Here is a 25269-nt window from a genome sequence, read left to right on the forward strand (position 1 = left end):
AGCAGGCACGGCGAGGGATCAGGCAGGCGCGCAAACAGGCCGAAGCGCCACCAACCCGCCTGCCGGAGCCAGCGGCGCGCCCGACAGCAGCCGAGATGCGGCGAGCGGCGGGACCACGCCTGCCGCTCGAGCCGCGACGAGCGGCGGGACCGCGCCTGCCGCGACTTCGGCTGTGCCCGGCCCGGTATCGAGCAAGGGCACCGGGCCACAGATAGGCAGTGCCCCATCGGCCAACAGCGCCACGGTGCGCGGCGGATCCGGCACCCAACCACGAACAGCCGCCGAACAGAGTGCAGGGCAAGCAGATTCGGGCCGAGACTCGGGAGTCGCAGGCGGCTCGGTCGCGCCCGGCGCAGCTTCGAGCAAGGACGTCGGACCGCAGGCAGGCAGTGCCCCATCGGCCAACAGCGCCACGGTACGTGGCGGATCCGGCACCCAACCACGAACAGCCGCCGAACAGAGTGCAGGGCAAGCAGATTCGGGCCGAGACTCGGGAGTCGCAGGCGGCTCGGTCGCGAATCGCGGATCCGGCGCACCCACCGGGAACACGACGGTGCAGGGTGGCGACCGGCCGGGGCCAGGCGCGAAAGCTGATCGAGGTACCGCAGGCGGACCGGCCGCCACACCGATCGAGTCCGCGACAGCCAAACCCGGTGCAGGGCAAGCGGGGCCGAGTGCCGGTGCCGGTGCCGGTGCCGGTGCCGGTGCCGGTGCCGCGAGCGGATCAGCTGCGGCTCGCGGATCCGGTGTGCGTACAGGGAGTGCGACCGAGATTCTCGGATCCGGCGCACCCACCGCGAACACGGCGCAGCAGGGTGGCGACCGGCCGAGTTCAGGTGTGAAAGCTGATCGAGGTACTGCGGGCGGACCGGCCGCCATGCCGATCGAGTCCGCGACGCGGTCGGAGAGCCCCGCCAAACCTGGTGCAGGGCAAGCGGGTGCGGGTGCCGGTGCCGGTGCCGGTGCCGGTGCGGCGAGCGGATCAGCTACGGCTCGCGGATCCGGTATGCGTCCGGAGAGTGCGACCGGGCAGGTTGGGGACCGAACCGGTTCGGGCGCGAACGCCGGCTCGGCGGGTGATCCGGAGACGATGGTGATGCGGGCGGTCCCGCCTTCGGGGCGCGCACCCGAGAACACCGTGCCGGGGTCGGACGACAAGACCATGGCGATGCCGATCGTGCCCAACCCCGCCGAGGCGCGGACGATGGCCTTGCCGATTCAGCGACCCGATTGGGCGACGCAGCGAATCAATATGGCGGACAAGGGCTCCGGAGGCAGGCCGGGCGGAACCGATAGAGTCCCGCCGACAGCGGCGCCGCCCACCAAGCCGCCGAGCACGCCGCGACCCGCCGCCGGTCCGCGCCAGCCGGGCTCCGGCCCGAAACAGCCGGGCCAGCAGGGTCCTTCGGGTCCATTGGGCGGGGCGCCCGGCACTGCGGGACCGAACGAGCAGGCTTCGCCGGGTGCACCCGGTGCGCTACGCGGATTCGCAGGGCAAGGTCCCGCGGGGCCGCTCCGGAGCGGGCAGCGTCCCGGAACTCCACAGCAGAGCGATTCCACTGCGCAACAGGGAAATTCCCCGCAGCACCAGAACAACCAGGGTGCGGACCCACAGCAGGGCAATGCAGCGCAGTCCGACAGTTCGACACGACCGGATAGCGCACCGCAGGGCACCCCCGCCGATCAACACGGCGGCGGGTCGAAACAATCGGACGGCGGCCCGGCGCAACAACGCGGCCCGGCGGGCTCCCGGCAGAGTGGCGGTACACAGCCGGGCAGCACAGCACAGAAAAGTGCCGCCGCGCTGAACCAGGGCGGCACGACCGGCGATTCGGCGCAACTGCGCAATAACGCAGGCTCTCGGCAAGGCGGCGGACCGGCACAGCAAAGCGCCGCCGTGGGCCAGGGCAGTACGACCGGTGATTCGGCGCGACAGCGCAACAATGCGGGTCCTCGGCAAGGCGGCGGACCAGCACAGCAAAGCGCCGCCGTAGGCCAGGGCGGCACAACCGGGCAGCTACGCGGTCCCGCTCAGGGCGGGACAATCCAGCAGAGCAATATTGATGCGCCGCAGGGTGATTCGGCACAGCAGCGCGGCGGGGCAGGCGCTCGGCAAAGTGGCGGCACACAACCCGGATCAACGGCGCGGCAAGGCGCCGCCGCACTGAACCAGGGCGGCGCAGTTGGACAGCAACGCGGTTCCGGACCGGCCAGGCAGGGCAATGTCGGTGCGCCGCAGGGTGGTTCGACCCGGCCGGGCGGCTCGCCGCACAGTGGCGTTCCAGCGGCCGATTCGGCTCGAAAGGGTGCGGCCTCACCGCAAGGCGCGGCGACAGGGCAGCAGGGTCCGGATGCGCCGAAGCAGGGCGGCGGTGCGGAGCAGGGTGCGCCGAAGCAAGGCGGCGGTGCGGGTCAGCAGGAACCGGCGGGCCGGGGTGATGCGCAGGGTGATGTGGCGCACGGTGCGCAGCCGCGAGTGATGGCGGCCCCGCAGAAGATTGAGCCGCCGCAGGATGGGGTCGAGAAGGAGCCATCGGCGGCGCGGTCGAAGCGGTGGGTCTGGCTGGTCGCGGGGGCGGCGGCTTTGGTGGTCGTTTTGGGTGTCGTGGTGGTGACTTTGGTCACGCGCGGTGGCGGGGATTCGGCGGAGGCGAAGGTGCGGGGGGCGATCGGGGATTACACCGCGGCGCTGGGCAAGGGGAATCTGGCAGCATTGCAGCAGACGACGTGTGGGCCGCTGCACGACTTCTATAAGGGCATTCCGCCGGAGCAGTTCGCGAAGGTGTACCGATTGTCGGTGGACCGCAAGAATATTCCCATTGTGGACAATGTCGATACGGTGCGGATCACGGATAATAAAGCGATCGCACAGGCCGTCGTGTATACCGATGCGGATCCGTCGAAGCGCACCGCGCGCACCTTCGATTTGCAGCGCACGCAGGACGGTTGGAAGGTGTGCGATCCGTCCTCGGCGGCCAAGTAACCGAGGGCGGCAACGGTTCGACTATCCGGTCATGCGGATCACACCTACCTGGTCAACAGACCGGTTGGCCAGTAGCATGGCTCGGATCATGGGCAGGGATACGATTGTGGCAGAGCCGGAATCCGAGCGGTTGGTACGGACTGCGACGCTGGCGGGACGACGTTTTCGGGTTCTCGATCATTACGAGGTGGGCCGGGAGAAGGTGCGCGAATTCGCTCGCGCGGTCCAGAGCTACCACGGCGCGCATCACAGCGAGGAGCAGGCTCGCACGCTGGGCTACCCCAGCCTGATCGCTCCGCCCACTTTCGCCTCGGTAATCGGTCTGACCACCACCAGGGCGCTGCTGGATACGGTGCTCACCGAATACGATTTGTCCCAGATTCTGCAGACGGACCAGGTTTTCGAGACCTTCCGCCCGCTGGTGGCCGGTGATCGCATCACCACCGACATCATTATCGAATCCATTCGCCAGTACGGCGACAATGACTTCATCACCGTGAAGTCGGTGCTGACCAATCAGCGCGACGAGGTCGCCCTGATCGGTCAGACCACGATCGTGGCCAGACGCGGTGCGGAGATCGACCCGGATCTCACCGAATTGGTCTCGAGCATCATGATGCACACTCCGCCGAATAAGCCAGCGGGACAGCCTGATTCGGAGGTACTCCGCGAATTCGGTGACACCACCATGGATTTGGTGGTCGACTCGGCGGCGGCTCCGGTGCATACCCTGCCCCGCTTCGGCGATCTCGTTGTCGGACAGGAACTTCCGGCGGCAACAGCGCAGGTGACCCGCGGTGACCTGGCCAACTACTCCGGCGTGTCCGGCGATCCGAATCCGATTCACTACAGCGAGGCGGCGGCGCGTTTGGTCGGACTGCCGACGGTGGTCGGGCACGGCATGCTGTCGATGGGCTTGGCCGGGGACTACCTGACCTCCTGGCTGGGCGATCCGACGGCGATCGAGAAGTTCAGTGTGCGGCTGTCGAGTTTCGTCGCGGTGACCAAGGACAAGGCGAGCGTCATCGAATTCACCGGCAGGATCAAGTCGTTGGATCCGGTCCGGCGCACGGCGACCGTCGTGCTGAACGGAACCTCGGAGGGGCGCAAGATCTTCGGTCGCGCGGTCGCCGAAGTCCGTCTGACATAGGGTCGCTCACCTAACCGGTTCTGCTCACAGGACCGCGGCGTGCATCAAGTAGACGTTGTAGTCACTCCACGTCGAGATGGTGAAGTACAGGTCCGATCCGGTGGACCACGGATGGATGAATCCGCCGTACAGTTCCGGATAGTCCGCGACCCGCACGGTCGGGGTCGGATCGGACCACAGCCCCTGCGGCGTCTGCGCTTCGCGCACCACGATGGCCGTGCGCACGGTATCCAAATAGCTCATCTGCCAGATCTTCCTGGCGGCGTCGAAGCGCACCGACAGTTCGCCGACGGTCCCGTCGACGATCGAACTCGCCGCCGCGAAACCACCGACCGGGGTCCAGTTTCCCTCCCGCCAGTACTGGTAGGCGGTGGTATTGAGCAGTTGGTCCTTCGGCACGCGCGCCAAACCGACCTGCCCGAGGCGAGTATTGGGCGTACCGAACAGGTAGACGTAGTCGCCTTGCGGAACCATCGCGCTCACTTGGAAATTCGCCAGCCCGAAGATATTGTCCCAGCGCGCGTAGGGGTCTTTGGTCCAGGTCTGGCCGTGATCGTCGGAGTACGCGATACCGCCGTAGTTGGTGTAGAAGGTGCCGGGCAGGCTGGTCCAGGTGCGAATCGACATGTAGCTCAGGTACTGTCGCTCGCCGATCGCGAAGCCGGAGGTGGGGATGGTGGTGATCTCCACATTGTCGAGTTTGCGGCTGGAGAGCACTTCGGCGGCGTGACAGCGGCCGTCGGTGACCATGCGGTCGAGCACCATGCCGTGGCCGAGGTCGCGATCGGTGCTGAAGCCGAGAACATTGCTGCGCCAATCGGTTCCCATACCGCCGGGCGGATGGAATTCGCGGCCGATGGTGTCGCCGAAGGCCACGGCGATCTCACCCGGCGCGCTCTCCCACATGATGCCGAGATCGGTGCCCTGGACCTGCCAGCGCTTGTCGGTGCGGTTCACCGAGTTCGCGCCGGTCACCTTGGCGACCTCGCGGACCGCGCCGATGCGCGGCGCGGGCCGGATCGGCGCCTGCGCCGCTGCCTCGATAGGGGGTTGCACGGGCGGGGGCGGCGGTGCGACATTTCCCGGATCGGGCGCCGGACCGGGCAGCGCGAAATAGAAGGGTTTGGGATTCAACAGGATTTCGGGGATCCCGAGCTGCTGGGCCAGACTCGGCGGCGGAGCGGGCAGATCGGTCAGATCCGGGCACGGGTTGGTGCAGGGATCGGGCGGCAACTCCATCCGGGTGCGGACGGGCGTGGGCTCCTCGGAACGCGGCGGCACGACGGTGACGGCCGGATACGGAACGGGCACCTCGACCTTCTTGGGCACCAGCGATTCATGGGTCGGCACCGGATCGCTCGCGCACGGGCCGACGCCCACCGGACGCACCGGCCCACCGACCGGATCGGCGGAGGCGGGTCCGCCGACCAACGCGCCGACCCCCAGCACCACCGCGCCGCACGCGGCAACGAGTCGCCTAGCCATGGGAAACCCCTCGATTCCGTGGGCAGTTCACGAACCAGCGAGTGACCATACCGGCTGGAAATGATTCAGGAGGCGCGACGCGCGAGATTGCCGCGTGACGCGACCCGGACGGACAAATCTCCCTACAGGGCGCACGATGGTGTGGTGAAGGTTCTGCGAATACTCCCGGCGCTGTGTGCCGCGACCCTGGCATTGACGGGTGCGCTCGCCCCGACCGCCATGGCACTTCCCACCGCGACGGTCATCTCCACCGACGAACCCGGCCGCTCGGCGGATGTCGACCCGCACCCCAAGCGCGAGAAGTCCGGCGAAAATTCCAATGCCCCACGCTATTTCACCGATTGCAGCCAGGTGCGCATCTACCATCGCGGCCCGCTCTACCGCGGCGACCCGCAGTACAACCCGGCGCTGGATCCGGACAATACCGGCGTCGACTGCGGCGGCTACTGAACCGAACTACGAGATCGCCTGGAACACCAGCACGGTCCCGCCGATGCGAATCGAATCGCCATCGGCGAGCAGGGCGCCGTTGTCGATCGGCAGATCGTTGATGAACACGCCATTGGCCGAATGCAGGTCCTTGATGAGCAAACCGGCTCGGCTCGGCATGATGTGCGCGTGATAGCGGCTGGCCTTCGGGTCGTCGAGGACCAGGTCGTTATCCGTCATGCGGCCGATACGTAAGCCGCCCCTGGCGATTCGCACAATGCGCCCGTCGGGCATACGCAATTGTCCGCTGCGGACCGCGCGCGGCATCTCGGTGACCGTCTCGGTCATGGCGGCGGCCATGCGCTCGGCGCGCTTCATCTCCAGGGTGGACAGCGGCTCCTGGCGCAACACCTTCTGCTCCAGATCGATGAGGGCCGGACTGGGATCGATCCCCAATTCCTCGGCCAGCACCGTGCGCACCCGACGGCAGGCCTCCAGCGCGTCGGCTTGGCGACCGGACAGATACAGCGCGGTGATCAACTGCACCCAGAACGGTTCGCGCAGCGGGTTCTCCGTGGTCATGGCGACGAGTTCGCCGATGACCGAAGACGCGCGCCCACAGGCGATTTCGGCGTCGATGCGGGCCGAGGTGGCCAGCAGCCGCTCCTCGTCCATGGCGGTGGCGAAGCCGTCGGCGAATTGCAGTCCGGCCAGGTCCGACAGGGCGCGGCCCGACCATTCGCGCAGCGCGGCACCGAACAATTGGCCTGCCGCCGCATGATCCCCGACCTCGGCGGCTCTGGCCCCGGCCTCACGGGCGGCCTCGAATCGGCCGAGATCGCATTCGTTCTCGCTGATTTCCAGCCGGTAGCCCGAGGATTCGGTGCGCAGCACCGACGCCGCATCCTCCACACCCGAATTGCGCAGCGCCTTGCGGATATTCGAGACGAACACCTGCAGGCTCGAGTTGTAGGCGTCGGGTGGGTCCTCGCTCCACACCATATCGGCGAGGGCGGCCGAGCTCACCGCGCGTCGCCGATTGACGGTGAGCGCGGCGAGCAGAGCCCGCGGCTTGGGTCCGCCGAACGCCACCGGCTCACCGCCGATGAACAGGCGCACGGGCCCGAGCACGCGCACATCCAAACTCATGGGCTCTCAGCCCCTTGGGTTTTCGGGTCAGGCGCTGATCGACCGTCCCGCGGACTTCAGATCATTGCACGCCTCAACGACACGCGCCGCCATCGAGGACTCGGCCTTCTTCAGGTAGGTGCGCGGGTCGTAGGTCTTCTTGTTGCCGACCTCGCCGTCGATCTTCAGCACACCGTCGTAGTTGGCGAACATGTGCCCCGCGATCGGACGGGTGAACGCGTACTGGGTGTCGGTGTCGACGTTCATCTTCACCACGCCGAAGCGCAGCGAATCCTCGATCTCGGACTTCAGCGAGCCGGAGCCGCCGTGGAAGACGAAGTCGAACGGCGCACTACCCTGCGCCAGACCGAGTTTGGCCGCCGCGACGCGCTGCCCCTCGGCCAGCACCTCGGGACGCAGCACCACATTGCCCGGCTTGTACACACCGTGCACATTGCCGAAAGTGGCTGCCAGCAGGTACTTTCCGTTCTCGCCCGCGCCGAGGGCGTCGATGGTCTTCTCGAAGTCGCGCGGGGAGGTGTAGAGCTTGTCGTTGATCTCGGCCTCGACGCCGTCCTCCTCGCCGCCGACCACGCCGATCTCGACCTCGAGGATGATGTTGGCCGCCGAGGTGGCCTTCAACAACTCCTTGGCGATTTCCAGATTCTCGTCGATCGGGATGGCCGAACCGTCCCACATGTGCGACTGGAACAGGGGCAGACCGCCCGCGTTGACCCGCTCCTGCGACAGCGCGATGAGGGGCCGGACGAAGCCATCGAGCCTGTCCTTGGGGCAGTGATCGGTGTGCAGGGCGATGGTCACGTCGTAGCGGGCCGCCACCACGTGCGCGAACTCGGCCAGCGCCACCGCGCCGACCACCATATCCTTCACACCCTGGCCGGAACCGAATTCCGAACCACCCGTGGAGAACTGGATGATGCCGTCGCTGCCCGCATCCGCGAAGCCCTTGATAGCGGCATTGATCGTCTCCGACGACGTGCAGTTGATGGCCGGGAAAGCGAAGGCATTCGCCTTGGCCCGACCGAGCATCTCGGCGTAAACCTCCGGAGTCGCGATGGGCACTGTGAAGACCTCCGTGTGTGCGTCAAGAGACAATTCCGTCAGCTCATAGCGTAGGCCAGCGCCCCAAGAGGCGAACACCACAGTGCGGCACGCGAGCCAAATCGGATACAGGTACCCTGGGCCGGGTGATTGCGCTGGCTGCTACCGATGCGGTGACGAGCAACCTTGCCCTGCCCCAGTTGCTGGATCCGATGTACCTGCTCACCGAGAGTTCGCTGAAGAGCGCCGTTCTTCCCGCGATCCTGGTGATCGTCTTCATCGAGACCGGCCTGTTGTTCCCGCTGCTGCCGGGCGACTCGCTGCTGTTCACCGGCGGACTGCTGTCCGCGCAGACACCGCATCCGGTGTCGATCTGGGTGCTGCTGCCCGCCGTCATCGTCACGGCCTTCCTCGGCGACCAGTCCGGATACTGGATCGGCAGGGCGATAGGCCCGGCCATCTTCCGCAAGGAGGACACCCGCTTCTTCAAGAAGCACTACATTGTCGAGACGCACGCCTTCTTCGAAAAACACGGGCCGAAGACCATCATCCTGGCCCGCTTCGTCCCCATCGTGCGCACCTTCATGCCGGTGCTGGCCGGGGTGTCGAAGATGGACTACCGCAAATTCGTCGCCTTCGACATCGTCGGCGCGATCCTGTGGGGCGGCGGCGTCACCGTCCTGGGCTATTTCCTCGGCAATGTGCACTTCATCGCCAAGAACATCGAGGCCATCTTCATCCTGATCGTGCTGATCTCGATCCTGCCCGGCATCGTCGCCGTCGCCAAGAAGCTGCTCAACCGGGACAAGGCCGCCCCGAGGGACGGTGAACTGACCACCCCGAACGAACACACGCGCTGAGCCCGGTGTCGGTAGTGCAGTCGTCTTTGGCCGTAGGCAGTTTCGATCCGCTGGTCTCCGCGGGTCCCGTCCTGGTGTGGACGGTGGTGCTGACCTTCGTCTTCCTGGAGTGCGCGGTCATTCTCGGGCTGTTCCTGCCCGGCGACTCCATGCTCATCACGGCGGGCATCGTCCTGGCCTCCAACGGGGCCCATCAAAGCCAGGTGTGGGCGCTGTCGGTCGGCACCATGCTGGCCGCCATCGCGGGCAACCAGGTCGGCTATGTCATCGGGCAGCGCACCGGACACCACATCGTGGCACGCAAGAACGGCCGGTATTTCAACACCCGGAATCTGCGCAAGGTCGCGGAGTTGCTGCATCGGCACGGATTCCTCGCGGTGCTGGTGGCACGCTGGATCCCATGGGTGCGCACGCTGTGCCCGACGGTGGCGGGCGCGGCCGGGATGGACCATCGCCGCTTCACCATCGCCAGCACCATCGGGGCGATCATCTGGGCGCCGGTGCTGCTGCTCATCGGCTACTACGCGGGCGGCTTCCTGGAGAAGGTGCGGTGGTTGATGCCGGTGGTGATCGGCACGCTCATCGCCGGATTGGTCATCGGGACCGTCCTCGGCATTCGGCATTACCGCCAGGAGATGCGCAAACCGGCCGAGGAGTTCGACCTCGAGACCACCGCCGCCTGCGACGGCGAAAAGTAGCACACACAGCCCGGCGGGCGTCGGAAATTCACAGCCCGGCGGCGCTGACCAGATAGGCCGACTCCATCAGCAGCCACCCCGAAAGCTGAACGGACAGATCCCGTTCCGGGACCCGCGAGGCGGACACCGATCCGCCCTCGGTGAATCGCCCCGCGCCCGCGCTGCCACCGGGCAGGGTGGCCGATTTCTGCCAGTTGTGCCCGAACAGCGGCTCGCCCTCCACCTGGAGCCGGTTGGCCCACGCGGCCTTGGCCGAGGCGCGCACGATCGCCGCGGCTTTGCGGCGGTCGGCCCGCTGCTCGCGGTCGGCGCCCGGCAACATCAGCGCTACCTGCGCCAGGTTGCGCACCAGAATCCCGTTGAACAAGCCCCCGTCGCCACCGCCGCCGCCATCGACGACGCCATTGGTGGTGAGCTGCCCCTCGACGACCGTCAGCAGCCGATGCACCCGTTCGAGGTGGCGCGCCTCTCCGGTATGCATGGCGACCTCCGTCTCCAAGCCGAGCACCACGCCCTGGCAGTAGCTGAAGATCGCGCGCTCCATCTCGCCCGAGGGCAGGTGGATGCCGTCGAAGATGAGCCCCGTGCGCGGATCGCGCAGCGTGCCGTCGAGCCAATCGGCCATCTCCTGGGCTCTGGCGTGATGACCGAGCCGAGCCAGCGCGATCCCCGCAGGTCCGTTGGCAGGGGTATTGAAGAAATCCGAGCCGACCCGCCACGGCAGCCCGCCGCCGCGTTCGGGAGCCCAACCCTCGTAGAGCGGCTTCTCCAAGGCGACCAGCGCGCCGCGCGCCTCGGTGATGCGCTGGGTGCGCACCGCGCGTTCCAGAGCGATCGCCAGCCAGGCCATATCGTCGTAGTAGCGGTTGGTCCAGCCGGTGAGATTGCGCAGGCGATGCGAACGGGTCAGCGCGCGAAGACGTTTGCGGCGCGCCGGAGTGGGTTGCCGGTTGGCGGCGTCGACCGCGCAGTCGATCAGATGCGCCTGCCACCAGTAGTGCCAGTGCGCGAAGCCGCGCTCGCGCTTGGTGGCGGGCCAGCCGACCACACCCAATTCCGTTCCGGGACAGGCCCACAGGGCGCGCAGATGTCGGGAGGCAATGGCCGACTCCGCCATATCGGCGCGTTCGGACCACACCTGCGTCGTCGGTTCGGTCCAGCCGCGCGCCCGCGCCGAACTCGACTGATCCGGCAGTGCACCCGGACGGTTGGGCACCGACCTTCGCCGATCGGAGACCGCCTCCGGCTTGGATGCGCCCCCCGACAAATCGGATGCCGTCCCGAGCCGATCGGACGCTCCTCCTCGCCGATCGGACGCTGCCTCCCGCCGATCGGACGCTGCCGTAGGCGTATCGGCGCCTGCCTCGTGCCTATCGGGTGCCGATTCCGGCCGATCGGACGCCGCCCCTGACATATCGGATACTGCCTCTCTCCGATCGGAAGCCACCCCTGGAGTAGCGGTCGCCGCCCCTGATCGATCCGACGCTGCCCCCGGCCGATTGGACGCCGCGGCTGGAATATCGGACGCGGCACCGGCCCGTTTCTGTCGTTTCGGGCCGCTGCGCGAGGTCATGGGTCAATGGTGCCAGTTTTCCACGATGTTTCGTGCCCGATTTGTTACTCGGCCGAGGCTTTCTCGTCGGCGGCTGTGCGCCCGCTCACCATGCGGCGGACAGATCGGCATGCTGTCGGATCCAGGCGTGCATGGCTATTCCGGCGGCGACACCGGCGTTGATACTGCGCGTCGATCCGAATTGCGCGATCGAAACCGTCATGGCCGCAGCATCTTTCGCATGTTCGGTGACCCCTGGTCCCTCCTGGCCGAATAGCAGCAGGCAGCGGCGCGGCAGCCGAGCGGTCTCCAGCGGTATCGCCCCCGGCACATTGTCCACCGCGACCACGATCAGATCCTCGGCCGCGGCGAACTCCAGTAATTCCGCGATGCCCGAATGGTGATGTATGTGCTGGTAGCGGTCGGTGACCATGGCCCCGCGCCGATTCCAGCGGCGGCGGCCGACGATGTGCACCGCCGCCGCGGCGAAGGCATTGGCGGTGCGCACCACGGTGCCGATATTGGCGTCGTGTCCGAAATTCTCGATGGCCACATGGAAGGGGTGCCTGCGCCGGTCGATATCGGCGACGATCGCGTCCCTGCGCCAATATCGGTAGGCATCGACCACATTGCGCCGATCCCCGCCCGCGAGCAATTCCGGATCGAGGCGGGGATCTGCCGGCGGCGGGGCCCCGTATTCCGCTTCCCACGGACCGACCCCGTGCGGATGTTCACCCCATTCGGTCGGACCCGCCGCATCGTCTTCCGAGAGCGAGTCGGCGGTTTCGTCGGGCGGTGCGGAGATCACTCGGTCGATGCTAAGCCCTGTCTCGGGGGCTATCGCGCACCCGGCCCGCCCGAAGCTACCGGATGTGGGCATGGTGTGGCTGGCACCACCATGAATGGGGCGGACACCACAATCGAATCGAACAGGCGCGGCGACCACTATGAACGATATGACCGAGACCCACCTGGCACCCACCGGCGCCTCGGACACCCCCGCCGTGGAATCCGGCGCTCGGGTCCGCACCATCGCGAACGCTGTTCTGCGCGCACCGTTCACCGCGCGCACCTGGAAGGAAATCACCTATCTCATAGCGGCTTTCGTACTCGGCGGCCTGGCCGCGGGCTGGGGCTGGATCGCGGGCAGCGGCGGGCTGCTCGCCGCGTTGACCATCGTCGGGATCCCGCTACCCGCCGTGCTGCTGCTCGCGGGCCGATACTGGGCCAAGGTCTATCGCGAACTCAGCCGCCGCCTGCTCGACACACCGGTCGCCGAACCACGACCGTTCGCCCCGCGCCCCGGCCTGTTCGGCTTCCTGCGAGACGCGTTCGCCGATATCCCGAGTTGGCGCGCACTGCTGTTCCTGTTTCTCCAGGTGATAGTCGGCATCGTCGGCGGCTGGTCCCTGTTCGTCGGCGCCTTCGTCGCGGTCATGCTGGCGATCTCGCCGATCATCTGGCAGTTCTTCCCCTCCATCGACAATGCGGGGCGCCGCTCGCTCATCCAGTTCAACGCCTTCTACGCCGACAACTGGCTCAGCGTGCTGGTGTTCTGCGTCCTCGGCGTGCTCGGACTGTTCGCGGTGCCGTGGGTGGCGCGCGCGCTGTGCCTGCTGCATCGACTGCTGACCGTGCTGCTGCTCGGCCCGACCGAAGGCGACCAGCGGGTGACCCGGTTGCGGGAGAGCAGGCAGGCCGCAGTGGACGACGCGACGGCCACCCTGGCCAGGGTTGAGCGCGATCTGCACGACGGCACGCAGAATCGTCTGGTGACGATCGCGATGACACTGGGCCGCGCCGAGGAGCGAGCGGCGACGGGAGCCGACACGGGCGCGCTGATCTCCGACGCCCGCGCCTCGGCCAAGGAGGCGCTCACCGAGCTGCGCGATCTGGTGCGCGGAATTCATCCCCCCGCACTGGATTTGGGGTTGGGACCGGCATTGGAGACGCTCGCGGCGCGCTCCTCGATCCCGGTCGAGCTGCGGGTGAACCTGCTTCAGCGGCCCGGCCCCGCCGTGGAGGCCATCGCCTACTTCGCGGTCGCCGAACTGCTCACCAATGTGGTCAAGCACGCGCACGCCGAACGGGCGTGGGTCTCGGTGCTGTCCGACAATCGCGGCGCGATCACGGTGACGGTGCGCGACAACGGAATCGGCGGCGTGCTGCCACCGGGACACTCCACCGGGGGCAGCGGACTCGCGGGCCTGGCGACGCGCGCGAGCGCCGTCGACGGCACACTCACCGTGCACAGCCCGACCGGCGGACCCACCGTGGTGACGCTGGTGCTGCCCGTGAACGACCCGCGATGAGCGCGCTGCGGGTGGTCATCGCGGAGGACAGCGCCATCCTGCGCGACGGACTGGCCGCGCTGCTCGCCGACCACGGCCACCGGGTGGTGGCCGCGGTCGGGGCGGCGAGCGGTCTCGATGACGTTGTCGCACAGCACAATCCGGATGTCGCAGTGGTGGATGTGCGGATGCCGCCCACCTTCACCGACGAGGGGTTGCTGGCCGCGATCGAACTGCGGCGCAAATATCCGCGCACCGGTGTGCTGGTCTTCTCGCAGTGGATCGAAACCCGTTACGCCACCGAACTTCTCGCCAACGGCGCGGGCGGAGTCGGCTATCTGCTCAAGGATCGGGTCGCCGATGTCCGCGAATTCGTCGACGCGCTGATGCGGGTCGCCACCGGCGGCACCGCACTGGACCCGGAGGTGGTCAGCCAATTGATGGGAGCGTCCCGCCAGCAGGATTCGCTGGCGCGCCTGACCCCGCGCGAACGCGAGGTGCTGGAGTTGATGGCGCAGGGACTGTCCAACAGCGCCATCGCGGCGGCGCTCACCGTCACCGAGCGGGCGGTGGAGAAACACATCGGCAATATCTTCACCAAACTCGATCTGCCGCCGTCGGAATCACAGCATCGGCGGGTACTGGCGGTACTGCGTTTGAAGGGATGATCCGGGCCGACGGGCGGGTTTATCCTGGAGGTCTGGGAGGTCGATGTGGACCACTCGCGCATACTCCGCACCGTGCTCGCCGTCAGCGCCGGGTACCTGATCATCCTCGCGTGCTGGCTGGGTTGGCTGGTGCGCTACACCCCGCCCGATACCGTTCCGTATCAGATTTTCGCACTGGTCGGCCTGTTCGGCTCCGCGCTCGGGCTGGGCATGCTGCTGGCCGCGCGACCGTCGAAGGCCGATCGCAAGCTCTGGCGCGACGGATTGGAGGGGTGGGCCACCATCGAGGGCGCGCACCCGATCGAACGCACCGACCATCACACCACACTCACCGAATTCGATCTGGAACTCACCGTGCCCGGTTCGGAAAGTTACCGGGGCACCATCGTTTTCGATGTCACCCCGGCGGACAGTTCGCGGCTGACGGTGGGTGGGACCATCTCCATCCGGGTCGATCCCGAGAATCGGGACCGGATCATTGTCTGCCTGTGACGGCGTCGGGCCGGCTCGCGTGCACTCGCGCATCGATCAGCAGATATTGGGCGGCGGCGTAGGTGATGAGGATGACGCCTTCGGTCACCCGACGCGTCCGGTCCCCACGCGCGAACAATCGGCGCAGCACGATCAAGCCGTCCGACACCGTGAACAGCAGCGCGCCCAGACCGAGCCTGCTGCGCGGGTCCGATCCCGGAATATTGAGGCCCGCAACAGTTTTCGCCTCGGGCGCTAGATCGGGGTCGGAGGCGAGCACGGCCGCCGTCCCCAGGGTTGCGCCATACACGGCCAGCGGCACCGCCAATCGCGGCGCGCGCGACCGCAACAGACCCGCCGCACCCAGCCACGCCGCCGCGCGCGGCAGCGCGATCTCGGCGCGCGCCCGAGCGCCGCGCCGCCGCCACAGCGCCGCGTAACCGAGCTGCATCAGCGCGAAAAACGAAGCGCCACCGATCAATCGACGATCATCATCGGGATCGATCAGCAAGACGTCACCGACGGCCGCCGCACCGAGCGAGCCGATCAGCAGGGCGCGATCGGGCTGGGAGACGTGCGCGCCGGAGGTGGCCAGATCCACCGCGAGCAAAGGCATGAGCAGCGGTTTGGCCAACCACTGCAAGCGCTCCCGACTGGTGACCGCACCGTAGACGGTCACCGCCGCGGCGGCGACGTAGCCGATGCGGAAAGGCCGCACCCGCCGCTCAGACACCGAAGCTCGGCTCCCTCGGCGCGGGCGGCAGGGTGACGACCTGGCCCGCGTAGCTCAATCCGGCCCCGAAGCCCAGCAGCAGCGCCAACTGACCGCCCTTGGCCTTACCCGTGACCAGCATCTCCTCCATGGCCAGCGGAATCGAGGCGGCCGAGGTATTGCCGGTGTTCTCGATATCGTTGGCCATCGGGATATCCTCGGCCAGGCCCAGATTCTTCTTCATCAACTCGTTGATGCGGGCATTGGCCTGATGCGGGACGAAGACCTCGATATCCTCCTTGGCCACCCCCGACACCTCCAGCGCGGTGGACAGCGCGCGCGGCAAAGTGACGGCGGCCCAACGGAATACCTTCGGCCCCTCCATCCGCAGCGACATCCGACCGATCGGGTCCAGCGCCGGATCGCTGCCCTGCATGGCCTGCGCCCTGCGCATGTACTCCAGGAAGTCGACATCCTGGGCGATGGCGGCGGCATGCTCGCCGTCGCTGCCCCACACCGTCGGCGAGATGCCATTGTCCTCGCTCGGGCCGACGACCACCGCGCCCGCACCGTCGCCGAAGATCATCGCGGTGCCCCGATCGGTCGGATCCAGGCCGACCGTCATCGTCTCCGCGCCGATGATCAGCACATACTCCGCCGAACCCGCGCGAATCAGATCCGCCGCCACACCGAGGCCGTAACCGAAACCACCGCAGCCGGAGGTCAGATCGAAGGCCGGAATACCGTTCATGCCCAGGTCGAAGGCGACCTGGGGCGCGCCGTGCGGGGTCAGGGTCAACCAACTGGAGGTGGCGAAGATCAGCGCGCCGATCCGCGACCGATCCACACCGCTATTGACCAGTGCCCGCTCGCCCGCCGCCGCCGCGATGCTGCGCAGCGTCTCGTCCCCGCTGATCCAGCGGCGATTGCGAATACCGGTGCGCTCGAAGATCCACTCCGGTGTCGAATCGAGCATCTCGCAGACCTCGGCATTGCTGACCACGCGCCGGGGGCGATAGGCGCCGATGCCCAGCATCGCGACGTTCTGCCGGCTCTTGTTGATTGCAAGGCTCACCACGGTGTGACACTCGACCCTTCACGGAATGAACGATTGACCAGCGTCCAGGCTAGCCCAACGCGGACCGGGGACCGCCGTCAGCTCAGGGCCAGATCCCGCAGTCCGAGAATCGAGCGGTATTCCAAACCCTCGGCGGCGATGACCTGGTCGGCGCCGGTCTCGCGATCCACCACGGTGGCCACCCCGACCACGGTCGCTCCCGCCTCGCGCAGCGCCCGCACCGCGGTGAGCGGCGAATTGCCGGTGGTCGTCGTGTCCTCCACCACCAGCACCCGCTTGCCGACGATATCCGGCCCCTCGATCTGACGCTGCATACCGTGCGACTTGGCAACCTTGCGCACCACGAAGGCGTCGATCGGGCGACCCGGTGCGTGCATCACGGCCAGCGCCACCGGATCCGCGCCCATCGTCAGACCGCCGACGGCGTCGAAATCCCAGTCCGCCACCAGTTCGCGCAGCAGCTTGCCGATCAGCGGCGCGGCACTGTGGTGCAGGGTGGCGCGACGCAGATCGACGTAGTAGTCGGCCTCTTTCCCGGAGGAGAGCGTGACCTTGCCGTGCACCACTGCCAGCTCGCGCACCAACGCGGCCAATCTTTCCCGGTCCGCGGCGGTGCCCGCGTCGGTACGCCGGTCTGTTGCCTGATCGATCATGTCTAAGTCCTTCCGCGTGCGTTGAACAGTCCGCGATTGAGTCGGGACGCCAGGGAGCGCGGGATCAGCCCTGCGACGGTGGTTATCGCCTTGTACTGCACACCGGGCACGCTGATCACCCGGTTCTTCTCCAGATCGCTCAGCGACCCGGCCACGACCTGGTCCACACCGAGCCAGAGCGGTTTCGGCAGCGCCGACATGGCGATACCGGCCCGCTGATGGAATTCGGTGCGCACGAATCCGGGACACAGCGCCTGCACCCGGACCCCGGTTCCGGCCAGACCGCCCGCCAATCCCTCGGTGAAGGATACGACGTAGGCCTTGGACGCCGAATACGTCGAGCCGCGTCCCGGAATCAGTCCGGCGACGCTGGCCACATTCACCACCGACCCCTTGGCCGCCGCGATCATCGCGGGCAGCGCGGCCCTGGTGAGTTGCAACACCGAAGTGACGTTGACATCCAACTGCGCCTGCAAATCCTGCGGCGACAGCGTCCAGAATTCCCCGGAATGCGCGAAACCCGCGTTGTTGACCAGGAATTCGAGTCCATCGGCGGCCCTGGCGGCCACCCGATCCCTGGCCGCGTCCTGCGCCAGATCCGCGACGAGCACTTCCGAGCGGGTGCCGTAGCGGCGTTCGACCTCGGCCGCCAACTCCGATAGTCGGGCCTCGTCGCGAGCGACCAGCACCAGGTCGTAGCCGAGGGCGGCCAACCGGGTGGCGTAGCCGTGCCCGATCCCGGAGGTGGGGCCGGTGATCATCGCCACGGGACGCACTGCCCCCGGCAGGCGGGCGGGTTTTTCGGTCATGACGGCTCGAATCGGTAGCTGCGGGCAATGGACGCGCGGCACTGCGTCTTGCGCTGCCGCGCGGGTGTCGAGCTGTGGGGTCGCGATCCGGTGGGACGCGGCCCCATCACTTGGGCACGGGTCCCTGGTATGGGCGGAAGCCGGGATGGAACGGGCCGCCTGCCTGTTCCGGCGCGGCGGGCTCGTGCGGGCGCGGGACCGGGCGCTGCTCGGCCTCGGGCACCCAGTCGTCCTCGTCGTCATCCGGCCAGGTGTCGGCCTGCCATTCGGCGCGGGCTTTGGCGCGCGCGTCCGGAACCACGGCCAGCGACGGGCGGCGCGGGGCATCGCGGTCGGCCGGGTCCATCCGGGGTTCCGGACGAATCTCGTCGGCCGGGGCGGATCCGCCGGACGGGTGGCGGTCCTCGGACCGTAGGTCAGGGCTGTGCTGGTCCCCTAGTGGACGGCGATCCTCGACCGGGCGGCGTTCCTCGACCGGGTGCCGTTCCCCGACCGGACGGCGATCCTCAGCCGGACGGCGTTCCTCGGGGCGGCGGTTCTCCTCGGCGGGACGCTGCTTGTCGAAGGTGCGCTGCGGCGCGAATTCCGCACGGTCGGCGGCGAATTCGTCGGACTCCTGACGCGAACGGGGCGCCCGGCCCGAATCGGGCGACGGTTCGGGCACGCGCGAGTCACTGACCGGGGGCAGCACATGCAGCAGACCCGACAGCCGCAGCACCGAATCGATCGCCGACTCCCAATCGCGCGACGCGGTGCCGACCGAGAGCATGCCGAGAGTCCAGTTGCCCTCGCTCCACAGCATCTGCACCGCATCGGGCAGCGTCTCGATGAAGGCGACCATGCGCTGATCGACGGCGTGCCTGGCGATCTCCGGATTGGTGGCGAACACCACCCGATCGCCGATCGCGCCGAGCAGTTCCAGGTCGGCGTCCTTGGGTGGGGAGGCGGTCTTGAGCCGCATGTCGATATCGATATCGGAGCCGATCTGGCGGCGCACCGCCACCAGCGTCGCCGAATCCTCCAGGTCGAACAGGACGAACTTCTCGCCCTTGCGCACACCGGAGACCACATCGACCGCGGACAGGTAGCCGAGTTTGGCCAGCGCGCCGCGCCGCCAGGTGGAGGCGAGGGCGGGTTCGACCGAAACATAGGTGTAGGCCTGGGATTTCGCCCACACCTGCCGGGCATGCCCGGTCCGCTGCCGCTGCTTACGATCGAAATAGAGCAGCACGATCGCACCTATCAGCGCGATCGTCGCCAACCCGAACCACATTGCCGTCATCGCCGTTTACCCTATCCAGCCGTTCGAGCGAATGCCCGGCACCGCGCTCATTTCGGTTCGCCGGTAAGTGAAGTACTAATGATGACCCGCGCCAGAATCGAGCCGTCGGCCGCCTTGTCTCCCTGCACCACCACGACATCGCCGACCTTGAGATCCTTGGCCCGCGCGGCGGTGGCCGAGACCACCGAGGTCTTGTCATCGGTGCGCACCGTGACGGCCGGGCCGATCAGCGAATTGACGGTAAGGGTGCCACCGGCGTTATTGGAGATGGTGCCCATGGTGGTGCCGGACAGCTCGAGCCCCCCACCCAGACCGGGCAGACCAGGGGAAACCGAGGGCGGGGGCACCGCTTGACGCGGGGCGCTCGGCGCGGGTTGGCGCGGGGCCGAGGTGAGGGGCGCGGCGGCGGGTGTGGAGCCGTTCCCACCACCCAGCGTCATCCCGACCACGAGTCCGATGACACCGACCAGCAACACCACGCCGAGGCCGAGCGCCACCCACAGACCGGTATTGCGCTTGCGCGGCGGCTCCGGTGCGACGGTGGGCGCATTGGCGACACCCAACGGCTCGCCGTAGCCGGTGGGGTTCGCGCCCCATTGGGATTCGTGCGTCGGCAACACCCTGGTGGCCTCGGGCGGCGGCGCCGTCCACCCGCTGAACTGCTCCACCGTCGGATACATCGAAGGGGCGGGTTGGCCGTAGGCCTCGGCGTATTCGGTGGTGTGGGCCGACTCGAACCCGCTCCGGCCGGGAGCGGCCAGATGTTCGGTCGGCGCGTCCTCCGGCCGCTGCCCCCAGGGATCCTTCGGGTTCGTCATGCGTCCAGAGTAGGTTGTCTTCGTTTTGCCGCGCTCGCGGCGCGACGCCCCAGCGGCGAAGATCCACCGCCCCGGCCTGCTCGGGGCCGGGGCGGCAACGGGATTCAGCGGCCGACGATGAGGCCGTCGCCGTCGGAGCTGACGCCGACCTTGACGGTGTCGCCGTCCTGGACCTCGCCCGCCAGCAGTTCCTTGGCGAGGGTGTCGCCGATGGACTGCTGGATCAGCCTGCGCAGCGGGCGCGCGCCGTAGACCGGGTCGTAACCGCGCACGGCGAGCCAGAAGCGGGCCGAATCGCTCACGTCCAGCGTGAGCCGCCGCGCACTGAGGCGGCGCTGCAACAGGTCGAGTTGGATATCGACGATCCGCTCGAGCTGCTCCTCGTCCAGGGAGTGGAACATGACCACATCGTCGAGGCGGTTGAGGAATTCCGGTTTGAAGGCCGCGCGCACCGAGCCCATCACGAATTCCCGATCGCCGCCCGCGCCCAGGTTCGAGGTGAGGATGAGGATGGTGTTGCGGAAGTCCACCGTGCGGCCCTGACCGTCGGTGAGTCGGCCCTCGTCCAGCACCGCCAGCAGGATGTCGAACACATCCGGGTGCGCCTTCTCGATCTCGTCGAACAGCACCACCGTGTACGGGCGGCGCCGCACCGCCTCGGTCAGCTGACCGCCCTGGTCGTAGCCGACGTAGCCGGGCGGAGCGCCGACGAGCCGGGCCACCGAATGCTTCTCGCTGTACTCGCTCATATCGATGCGGACCATGGCGCGCTCGTCGTCGAAGAGGAAGTCCGCCAATGCCTTCGCCAGTTCGGTCTTGCCGACGCCGGTGGGGCCGACGAACATGAACGAGCCGGTGGGCCGGTTCGGATCGGCCACGCCCGCCCTGGCCCGGCGCACCGCGTCGGATACCGCCTGCACGGCCTCGGCCTGGCCGACCACGCGACGGTCGAGTTCGGCCTCCATGCGCAGCAGCTTCTGCGTCTCGCCCTCCATCAGGCGACCGACCGGGATACCTGTCCAGGCCCCGACCACCTCGGCGATATCGTCCGGGCCGACCTCCTCCTTGAGCATCACCTCGCCGTCACCGGCCGTCGCGGAGGCCTGCTCGGCGGCGGAGAGCTCCTTCTCCAATGCGGGGATGCGGCCATAGCGCAGTTCGGCGGCCTTGCCCAGATCGCCGTCGCGCTCGGCCCTTTCGGATTCTCCGCGCAGGGATTCCAACTGCTCCTTGAGGATTCGGACCTGGTCGATGGCCTTCTTCTCGTTCTGCCAGCGGGTGGTGAGCTGGTTGAGCTTCTCGCGGTCGTCGGCCAGTTCCTGGCGCAGCTTCTCCAGCCGGGCCTTGGATGCCTCGTCGGTCTCCTTGCTCAGGGCGACCTCTTCGATCTCCAGCCGCCGCACCGCGCGCTCGACCGCGTCGATTTCCACTGGGCGCGAATCGATTTCCATGCGCAGCCGCGAGGCCGATTCGTCCACCAGGTCGATGGCCTTGTCGGGCAGGAAGCGGGAGGTGATGTAGCGGTCGCTGAGCGTGGCGGCGGCCACCAGCGCCGAATCGGTGATCCGCACGCCGTGGTGCACCTCGTAGCGGTCCTTGATGCCGCGCAGGATGCCAATGGTGTCCTCGACCGACGGTTCGCCGACCAGCACCTGCTGGAATCGGCGCTCCAAGGCCGCGTCTTTCTCGATGTGTTGGCGATACTCCTCGAGCGTGGTCGCGCCGACGAGGCGCAATTCGCCGCGCGCCAGCATCGGCTTGATCATATTGCCCGCGTCCATCGCCGATTCGCCGGTCGCGCCCGCGCCGACGATGGTGTGCAGCTCATCGATGAAGGTGATGATCTGGCCCGCGCTGTTCTTGATGTCCTCGAGGACGGCCTTGAGGCGCTCCTCGAATTCGCCGCGATATTTCGCGCCCGCGACCATCGCGCCCAGATCCAGCGAGACAACGGACTTGCCGCGCAGCGATTCCGGGACATCGCCCGCGACGATGCGCTGGGCCAGCCCCTCCACGATGGCGGTTTTACCGACGCCGGGTTCGCCGATGAGTACCGGGTTGTTCTTGGTGCGGCGGCTCAAAACCTGGACCACGCGCCGGATTTCGGTATCGCGGCCGATGACCGGGTCGAGTTTGCCCGCGCGCGCGGCGGAGGTGAGGTCGGTGGAGTACTTCTCCAGCGCCTTGTAGGTGCCTTCCGGATCCGGACTGGTGACCCTGGCGCTGCCGCGCACGGCGGTGAACGCCTCGCGCAGCGCGTCGGGCGTCGCGCCGCGCTTGTTCAGCAGCATGGTGACATCGGAGTCGCCCGCGGCCAGTCCGACCATGACGTGCTCGGTGGAGATGTACTCGTCGCCCATTTCGGTGGCCAGCGCCTGGGCGGCGGTGATCGCGCCCAATGCCTCGCGCCCGAGCTGCGGTGTGGTGGTCGCGCCGGTGGCGCGGGGCAGTCGGTCCACCATGTCTTGCGCCTCGCGGCGCACCGTCACCGGATCGACGCCGACGGCCTTCAGCAGGGGGGCGGCGATGCCGTCGGTCTGGTCCAGCAACGCCACCAGCAAGTGCGCCGGACGGATCTCCGGATTGCCCGCGGCCGAGGCCGCCTGGAGGGCGGCGGTGAGTGCCGCCTGAGTCTTGGTGGTGGGATTGATCGAGTCCACAGTCACCTTCCTACTAGTCGTTTTCCGCAGTGCCTACCCGGTCCAACGTTGGAAAGGTTGAGTCTGTTCCGCTCAACTTTATTGTGTCGCGGATCACTGCCGACGCTACGCCGCGACACCACCGAAGGGGACTAATCATCGGGTCCTCGGCAGTTGCATGCCTACGATGACCCTGGCCGTTGGTTGATGCATCACTTGTCAGTGCGATGCGAGGAGAGATGATGCGCGCGATCGTGGTACGGAACTTCGGAGCCACACCGGAACTGGCCGATATGCCGCTGCCCGAACCCGGACCGGGCCGGGTGCGAGTCCAAATCGAGGCGGCAGGTGTCAACCCGTTCGATCAGCGCATGGCCGAGGGATATCTCGAAGGCATTATGCCGCACGATTTCCCGATGATCCTCGGCGTCGACGGCGCGGGCGTCATCGCCGCGGCCGGACCCGGCGTCCATCGATTCGCGGTGGGTGAGCGGGTGGTGGGGAAATTCCTGTATCCGCCTGCGGGCCACGGTTCGTTCGCCGAATTCTCGATCGCCCCCGAGGACGGCGCGCTGGTGCCGATACCGCAGGGCGTCTCGACCGTCGCCGCGGCCGCCCTGCCCACCGCGGGCACCACCGCGCAGGATCTCGTCGACGCCGCCGCGATCAAACCCGGACAGACGGTCCTCATCGTCGGCGCGACCGGTGGCGTCGGCTCATTCCTGGTGCAGTTGGCCAATATCGCGGGCGCACAGGTGCTGGCCACCGCGCGCGCGGCGGCCGCCGACCAGGTGACCCGCCTCGGCGCGGCCGAAACCATCGACTACACAGCGGGTTCGGTGACCGACCAGGTGCGCGCGCTGCGCCCCGACGGTATCGATGCGCTCTTCGACCTGGTCAGCCCGCCCGAAAAACTCGCCGAGCTCACCGATTTGGTGCGCTCGGGCGGCGCGGTCTATTCGATTATCGGCGCCGCCGACGAAACCGCGCTGCGCGAACGCGGAATTACCGGCGGAAATCTCGTATCCTCCAGCGGCGCATCGGAATTGGCACGACTGCTGGCGCGAGTGGCCAATGGCGACGTGGTGGTGCCGATCGAGGGCACCATCCCCTTGGAACAGGCGCCGACCGCCATCGGGGCGGGCGGCGCGCGCGGCAAAACCGTGCTCACCCTCTGAGCCCCGAGCACCCGACGGGCAACCGACCGGTCGGGTGGGCAGGGCGATCCGCGCCGGGCCACGGCATTTTCAGGAATACTGGTCGGCGGGGGACCGCCGGTTACGGATAGGTCGCCGGGCAGCAGTCAGAGGGAAAGGAAGCTCCACGTCGTGGATGCGCGTTCAGCAGCGCTGGTCCGCGCCGATTTCCGCGCGGTCACCGAATCGCCGGGCGGAACCGAGCGGTTGATCGGCGCCTTCTATGGCCACCTGTTCGCCGAGAGTCCGGCACTTCGCGAACTGTTCCCGCCCGCCATGGATATGCAGCCCAAGCGGCTGGTGACGGCCATCCAGTATGTTCTCGATCACCTCGAGGATTGGGGTCGAGCCCAGAAATTCCTCGAGCAACTCGCCCGCGACCACCGCAAGTACGGTGTCGAGGCCGCCCACTACGACGCGGCGGGACGCGCGCTGGTGGCCGCGATGCGCACATACAACGGCGGGGCGGCGTGGTCGCGCGAACTCGACGAGGGCTGGGGCGATATCGCCATCCTCATCTCCGCCTCCATGGCCATCGGCGCGAATTCCGATAAATCGCAACCCTTTTGGGAGGCGACAGTGGTCGGCCACCGCAGGGTGCTCGAGGATTTGGCCATCGTGCGACTGCAAACCGAGACCCCGGTGCCGTATCAGGCGGGTCAATACGTCCCCGTCTGCCTGCCGCAGCGACCCAAGATGTGGCGCTATTTCTCGCCCGCCATTCCCTCCAATCCCTACGGGGAGATCGAATTCCACGTCCGAAAGGTGCGCGGCGGCTGGGTCAGCCCCGCCATTGTCAACGAGACCCGAGTCGGGGACCGCTGGCAGATCGCGGGACCCCTCGGCGGCCTGCATGTCGACCGGGACAGCGGGCGCGATGTGCTGCTGATCGGCGCGGGCACCGGAATCGCGCCGCTGCGTGCGCAACTCATCGAGATGGGGCAGCGCGGCATCAATCCCCGCGTGCACTTCTTCATCGGCGGCCGCTACCCCTGCGACCTGTACGACGTGGAGAATATGTGGCAGCTCTCGCAGAGCAATCCGTGGCTCACGGTGGTCCCCGTCTGCGAGCACAAGACAAATCCGTGGTGGTATCCCCACCCACCCAACGACGCCCCCTACGGTATGCACCGCCGCCTCATCGGCAATCTCGGCGCGGTGGTGGCCAGCTTCGGCGCGTGGGCCGACCGCCAGATCCAGATCTCCGGTTCGGCCCGCATGATCGCCGACACCCGCCGCGCCCTCATCGCGGTCGGCACCCCGGAATACGCCATCGCCGCCGACCCGGTGTAATCGGTGCGACCA

General features: G+C 67.8%; 24 protein-coding genes. 10 read left to right on the forward strand and 14 right to left on the reverse strand.

All coding sequences use genetic code 11. The features are described 5' to 3' along the window. Positions 1 to 18: 18 nt before the first annotated feature. Both D5S18_RS34425 and D5S18_RS34825 read right to left on the reverse strand, forming a co-directional pair. Positions 19 to 264 (reverse strand): hypothetical protein, encoded by a 246-nt coding sequence (locus D5S18_RS34425; RefSeq protein ID WP_147403926.1) that lies wholly within the window; start codon positions 262 to 264, stop codon positions 19 to 21. Between the two features lie 2050 nt (positions 265 to 2314). Further along, entirely contained in the window at positions 2315 to 2461 is a 147-nt protein-coding gene (locus D5S18_RS34825) for a hypothetical protein (protein ID WP_158607850.1), read from the reverse strand. 18 nt (positions 2462 to 2479) lie between these two features. Between D5S18_RS34825 and D5S18_RS10745 the strand changes: the two genes are divergently transcribed. After that, on the forward strand, positions 2480 to 2983 hold the full coding sequence (locus D5S18_RS10745) for an Rv0361 family membrane protein (protein WP_120039653.1): 504 nt from the start codon (positions 2480 to 2482) through the stop codon (positions 2981 to 2983). Positions 2984 to 3089: 106 nt separating this feature from the next. Beyond that, positions 3090 to 4133 (forward strand): fused (3R)-hydroxyacyl-ACP dehydratase subunits HadA/HadB, encoded by a 1044-nt coding sequence (locus D5S18_RS10750; protein ID WP_239003653.1) that lies wholly within the window; start codon positions 3090 to 3092, stop codon positions 4131 to 4133. Positions 4134 to 4157: 24 nt separating this feature from the next. Here D5S18_RS10750 and D5S18_RS10755 read toward each other — a convergent pair whose 3' ends face one another. Beyond that, positions 4158 to 5618 carry a DUF4185 domain-containing protein gene (locus tag D5S18_RS10755; protein ID WP_120039655.1) on the reverse strand — a complete coding sequence of 487 codons (1461 nt, stop codon included), beginning with the start codon at positions 5616 to 5618 and terminating at the stop codon, positions 4158 to 4160. A 144-nt stretch (positions 5619 to 5762) separates the two neighbouring features. On the opposite strand from D5S18_RS10755, the gene D5S18_RS10760 reads away from it, so the two are divergent. Next, complete coding sequence (locus D5S18_RS10760) at positions 5763 to 6068, forward strand: excalibur calcium-binding domain-containing protein (protein WP_158607851.1); 306 nt, start codon at positions 5763 to 5765, stop codon at positions 6066 to 6068. A gap of 6 nt (positions 6069 to 6074) precedes the next feature. Here D5S18_RS10760 and D5S18_RS10765 read toward each other — a convergent pair whose 3' ends face one another. Both D5S18_RS10765 and fbaA read right to left on the reverse strand, forming a co-directional pair. Then, complete coding sequence (locus tag D5S18_RS10765; RefSeq protein ID WP_120039657.1) at positions 6075 to 7196, reverse strand: BTAD domain-containing putative transcriptional regulator; 1122 nt, start codon at positions 7194 to 7196, stop codon at positions 6075 to 6077. 27 nt (positions 7197 to 7223) lie between these two features. Further along, positions 7224 to 8258 carry a class II fructose-bisphosphate aldolase gene (gene fbaA / locus D5S18_RS10770; RefSeq protein WP_120039658.1) on the reverse strand — a complete coding sequence of 345 codons (1035 nt, stop codon included), beginning with the start codon at positions 8256 to 8258 and terminating at the stop codon, positions 7224 to 7226. A 191-nt stretch (positions 8259 to 8449) separates the two neighbouring features. On the opposite strand from fbaA, the gene D5S18_RS10775 reads away from it, so the two are divergent. Together D5S18_RS10775 and D5S18_RS10780 are read left to right on the forward strand one after the other, a co-directional pair. Next, positions 8450 to 9097, forward strand: a complete 648-nt coding sequence (locus D5S18_RS10775) for a DedA family protein (RefSeq protein ID WP_120040553.1) — start codon at positions 8450 to 8452, stop codon at positions 9095 to 9097. Positions 9098 to 9111: 14 nt separating this feature from the next. Beyond that, positions 9112 to 9795 (forward strand): DedA family protein, encoded by a 684-nt coding sequence (locus D5S18_RS10780; protein WP_239003654.1) that lies wholly within the window; start codon positions 9112 to 9114, stop codon positions 9793 to 9795. A gap of 28 nt (positions 9796 to 9823) precedes the next feature. Here the strand turns inward: D5S18_RS10780 and D5S18_RS10785 are convergent, their stop codons facing one another. Beyond that, on the reverse strand, positions 9824 to 10912 hold the full coding sequence (locus D5S18_RS10785; protein ID WP_120040555.1) for a glycoside hydrolase family 76 protein: 1089 nt from the start codon (positions 10910 to 10912) through the stop codon (positions 9824 to 9826). A 541-nt stretch (positions 10913 to 11453) separates the two neighbouring features. Further along, complete coding sequence (locus D5S18_RS10790) at positions 11454 to 12155, reverse strand: TrmH family RNA methyltransferase (RefSeq protein ID WP_239003655.1); 702 nt, start codon at positions 12153 to 12155, stop codon at positions 11454 to 11456. Between the two features lie 148 nt (positions 12156 to 12303). Between D5S18_RS10790 and D5S18_RS10795 the strand changes: the two genes are divergently transcribed. Genes D5S18_RS10795 through D5S18_RS10805 form a run of 3 tightly spaced genes read left to right on the forward strand, consistent with a single transcriptional unit; the run spans position 12304 to position 14798 of the window. Next, positions 12304 to 13659, forward strand: coding sequence for a sensor histidine kinase (locus D5S18_RS10795; RefSeq protein ID WP_239003656.1), 1356 nt, complete (start codon positions 12304 to 12306; stop codon positions 13657 to 13659). Continuing rightward, positions 13656 to 14306, forward strand: coding sequence for a LuxR C-terminal-related transcriptional regulator (locus D5S18_RS10800; RefSeq protein ID WP_120039661.1), 651 nt, complete (start codon positions 13656 to 13658; stop codon positions 14304 to 14306). The genes D5S18_RS10795 and D5S18_RS10800 overlap by 4 nt, the downstream gene beginning before the upstream one ends. Positions 14307 to 14351: 45 nt before the next feature. Beyond that, a complete protein-coding gene (locus D5S18_RS10805) occupies positions 14352 to 14798 on the forward strand; it encodes a hypothetical protein (RefSeq protein ID WP_120039662.1) in 447 nt (148 codons plus the stop codon). On the opposite strand, the gene D5S18_RS10810 is transcribed toward D5S18_RS10805, so the two are convergent. From D5S18_RS10810 to clpB, 7 genes are all read right to left on the reverse strand, one after another. Then, on the reverse strand, positions 14782 to 15510 hold the full coding sequence (locus D5S18_RS10810) for a lysoplasmalogenase (RefSeq protein WP_439651102.1): 729 nt from the start codon (positions 15508 to 15510) through the stop codon (positions 14782 to 14784). The two genes, D5S18_RS10805 and D5S18_RS10810, sit on opposite strands and share 17 nt — an antisense overlap. Beyond that, a complete protein-coding gene (locus tag D5S18_RS10815) occupies positions 15503 to 16567 on the reverse strand; it encodes a beta-ketoacyl-ACP synthase 3 (protein ID WP_120039664.1) in 1065 nt (354 codons plus the stop codon). The genes D5S18_RS10810 and D5S18_RS10815 overlap by 8 nt, the downstream gene beginning before the upstream one ends. A gap of 77 nt (positions 16568 to 16644) precedes the next feature. Beyond that, a complete protein-coding gene (gene pyrE, locus D5S18_RS10820) occupies positions 16645 to 17220 on the reverse strand; it encodes an orotate phosphoribosyltransferase (protein ID WP_120039665.1) in 576 nt (191 codons plus the stop codon). Positions 17221 to 17222: 2 nt separating this feature from the next. Continuing rightward, a complete protein-coding gene (locus D5S18_RS10825; RefSeq protein ID WP_120039666.1) occupies positions 17223 to 18029 on the reverse strand; it encodes an SDR family NAD(P)-dependent oxidoreductase in 807 nt (268 codons plus the stop codon). Between the two features lie 106 nt (positions 18030 to 18135). Continuing rightward, complete coding sequence (locus D5S18_RS10830) at positions 18136 to 19311, reverse strand: TtfA family protein (RefSeq protein WP_239003657.1); 1176 nt, start codon at positions 19309 to 19311, stop codon at positions 18136 to 18138. Positions 19312 to 19358: 47 nt separating this feature from the next. Continuing rightward, positions 19359 to 20129, reverse strand: coding sequence for a DUF5666 domain-containing protein (locus D5S18_RS10835; RefSeq protein ID WP_120039668.1), 771 nt, complete (start codon positions 20127 to 20129; stop codon positions 19359 to 19361). A 104-nt stretch (positions 20130 to 20233) separates the two neighbouring features. Then, on the reverse strand, positions 20234 to 22789 hold the full coding sequence (gene clpB / locus D5S18_RS10840; protein ID WP_120039669.1) for an ATP-dependent chaperone ClpB: 2556 nt from the start codon (positions 22787 to 22789) through the stop codon (positions 20234 to 20236). A 221-nt stretch (positions 22790 to 23010) separates the two neighbouring features. On the opposite strand from clpB, the gene D5S18_RS10845 reads away from it, so the two are divergent. Continuing rightward, complete coding sequence (locus D5S18_RS10845) at positions 23011 to 23946, forward strand: NADP-dependent oxidoreductase (protein WP_120040560.1); 936 nt, start codon at positions 23011 to 23013, stop codon at positions 23944 to 23946. 150 nt (positions 23947 to 24096) lie between these two features. Then, on the forward strand, positions 24097 to 25257 hold the full coding sequence (locus D5S18_RS10850) for an FAD-binding oxidoreductase (RefSeq protein WP_120039670.1): 1161 nt from the start codon (positions 24097 to 24099) through the stop codon (positions 25255 to 25257). Positions 25258 to 25269: the final 12 nt, after the last annotated feature.

Source organism: Nocardia panacis (genome assembly GCF_003598715.1).
GTDB lineage: Bacteria > Actinomycetota > Actinomycetes > Mycobacteriales > Mycobacteriaceae > Nocardia > Nocardia panacis.

What these genes read in the sequence shown, in the direction of transcription:
- D5S18_RS10825 (WP_120039666.1), bottom strand. Translation starts at nt 18,029, where the DNA reads ATGACCGAAAAACCCGCCCGCCTGCCGGGGGCAGTGCGTCCCGTGGCG.
- D5S18_RS10835 (WP_120039668.1), bottom strand. Translation starts at nt 20,129, where the DNA reads ATGACGAACCCGAAGGATCCCTGGGGGCAGCGGCCGGAGGACGCGCCG.
- D5S18_RS10745 (WP_120039653.1), top strand. Translation starts at nt 2,480, where the DNA reads ATGGCGGCCCCGCAGAAGATTGAGCCGCCGCAGGATGGGGTCGAGAAG.
- pyrE (WP_120039665.1), bottom strand. Translation starts at nt 17,220, where the DNA reads ATGATCGATCAGGCAACAGACCGGCGTACCGACGCGGGCACCGCCGCG.
- D5S18_RS10765 (WP_120039657.1), bottom strand. Translation starts at nt 7,196, where the DNA reads ATGAGTTTGGATGTGCGCGTGCTCGGGCCCGTGCGCCTGTTCATCGGC.
- D5S18_RS10795 (WP_239003656.1), top strand. Translation starts at nt 12,304, where the DNA reads ATGACCGAGACCCACCTGGCACCCACCGGCGCCTCGGACACCCCCGCC.
- D5S18_RS10845 (WP_120040560.1), top strand. Translation starts at nt 23,011, where the DNA reads ATGCGCGCGATCGTGGTACGGAACTTCGGAGCCACACCGGAACTGGCC.
- D5S18_RS10775 (WP_120040553.1), top strand. Translation starts at nt 8,450, where the DNA reads ATGTACCTGCTCACCGAGAGTTCGCTGAAGAGCGCCGTTCTTCCCGCG.
- D5S18_RS10800 (WP_120039661.1), top strand. Translation starts at nt 13,656, where the DNA reads ATGAGCGCGCTGCGGGTGGTCATCGCGGAGGACAGCGCCATCCTGCGC.
- D5S18_RS10830 (WP_239003657.1), bottom strand. Translation starts at nt 19,311, where the DNA reads ATGACGGCAATGTGGTTCGGGTTGGCGACGATCGCGCTGATAGGTGCG.
- D5S18_RS10755 (WP_120039655.1), bottom strand. Translation starts at nt 5,618, where the DNA reads ATGGCTAGGCGACTCGTTGCCGCGTGCGGCGCGGTGGTGCTGGGGGTC.
- D5S18_RS10785 (WP_120040555.1), bottom strand. Translation starts at nt 10,912, where the DNA reads ATGGCGGAGTCGGCCATTGCCTCCCGACATCTGCGCGCCCTGTGGGCC.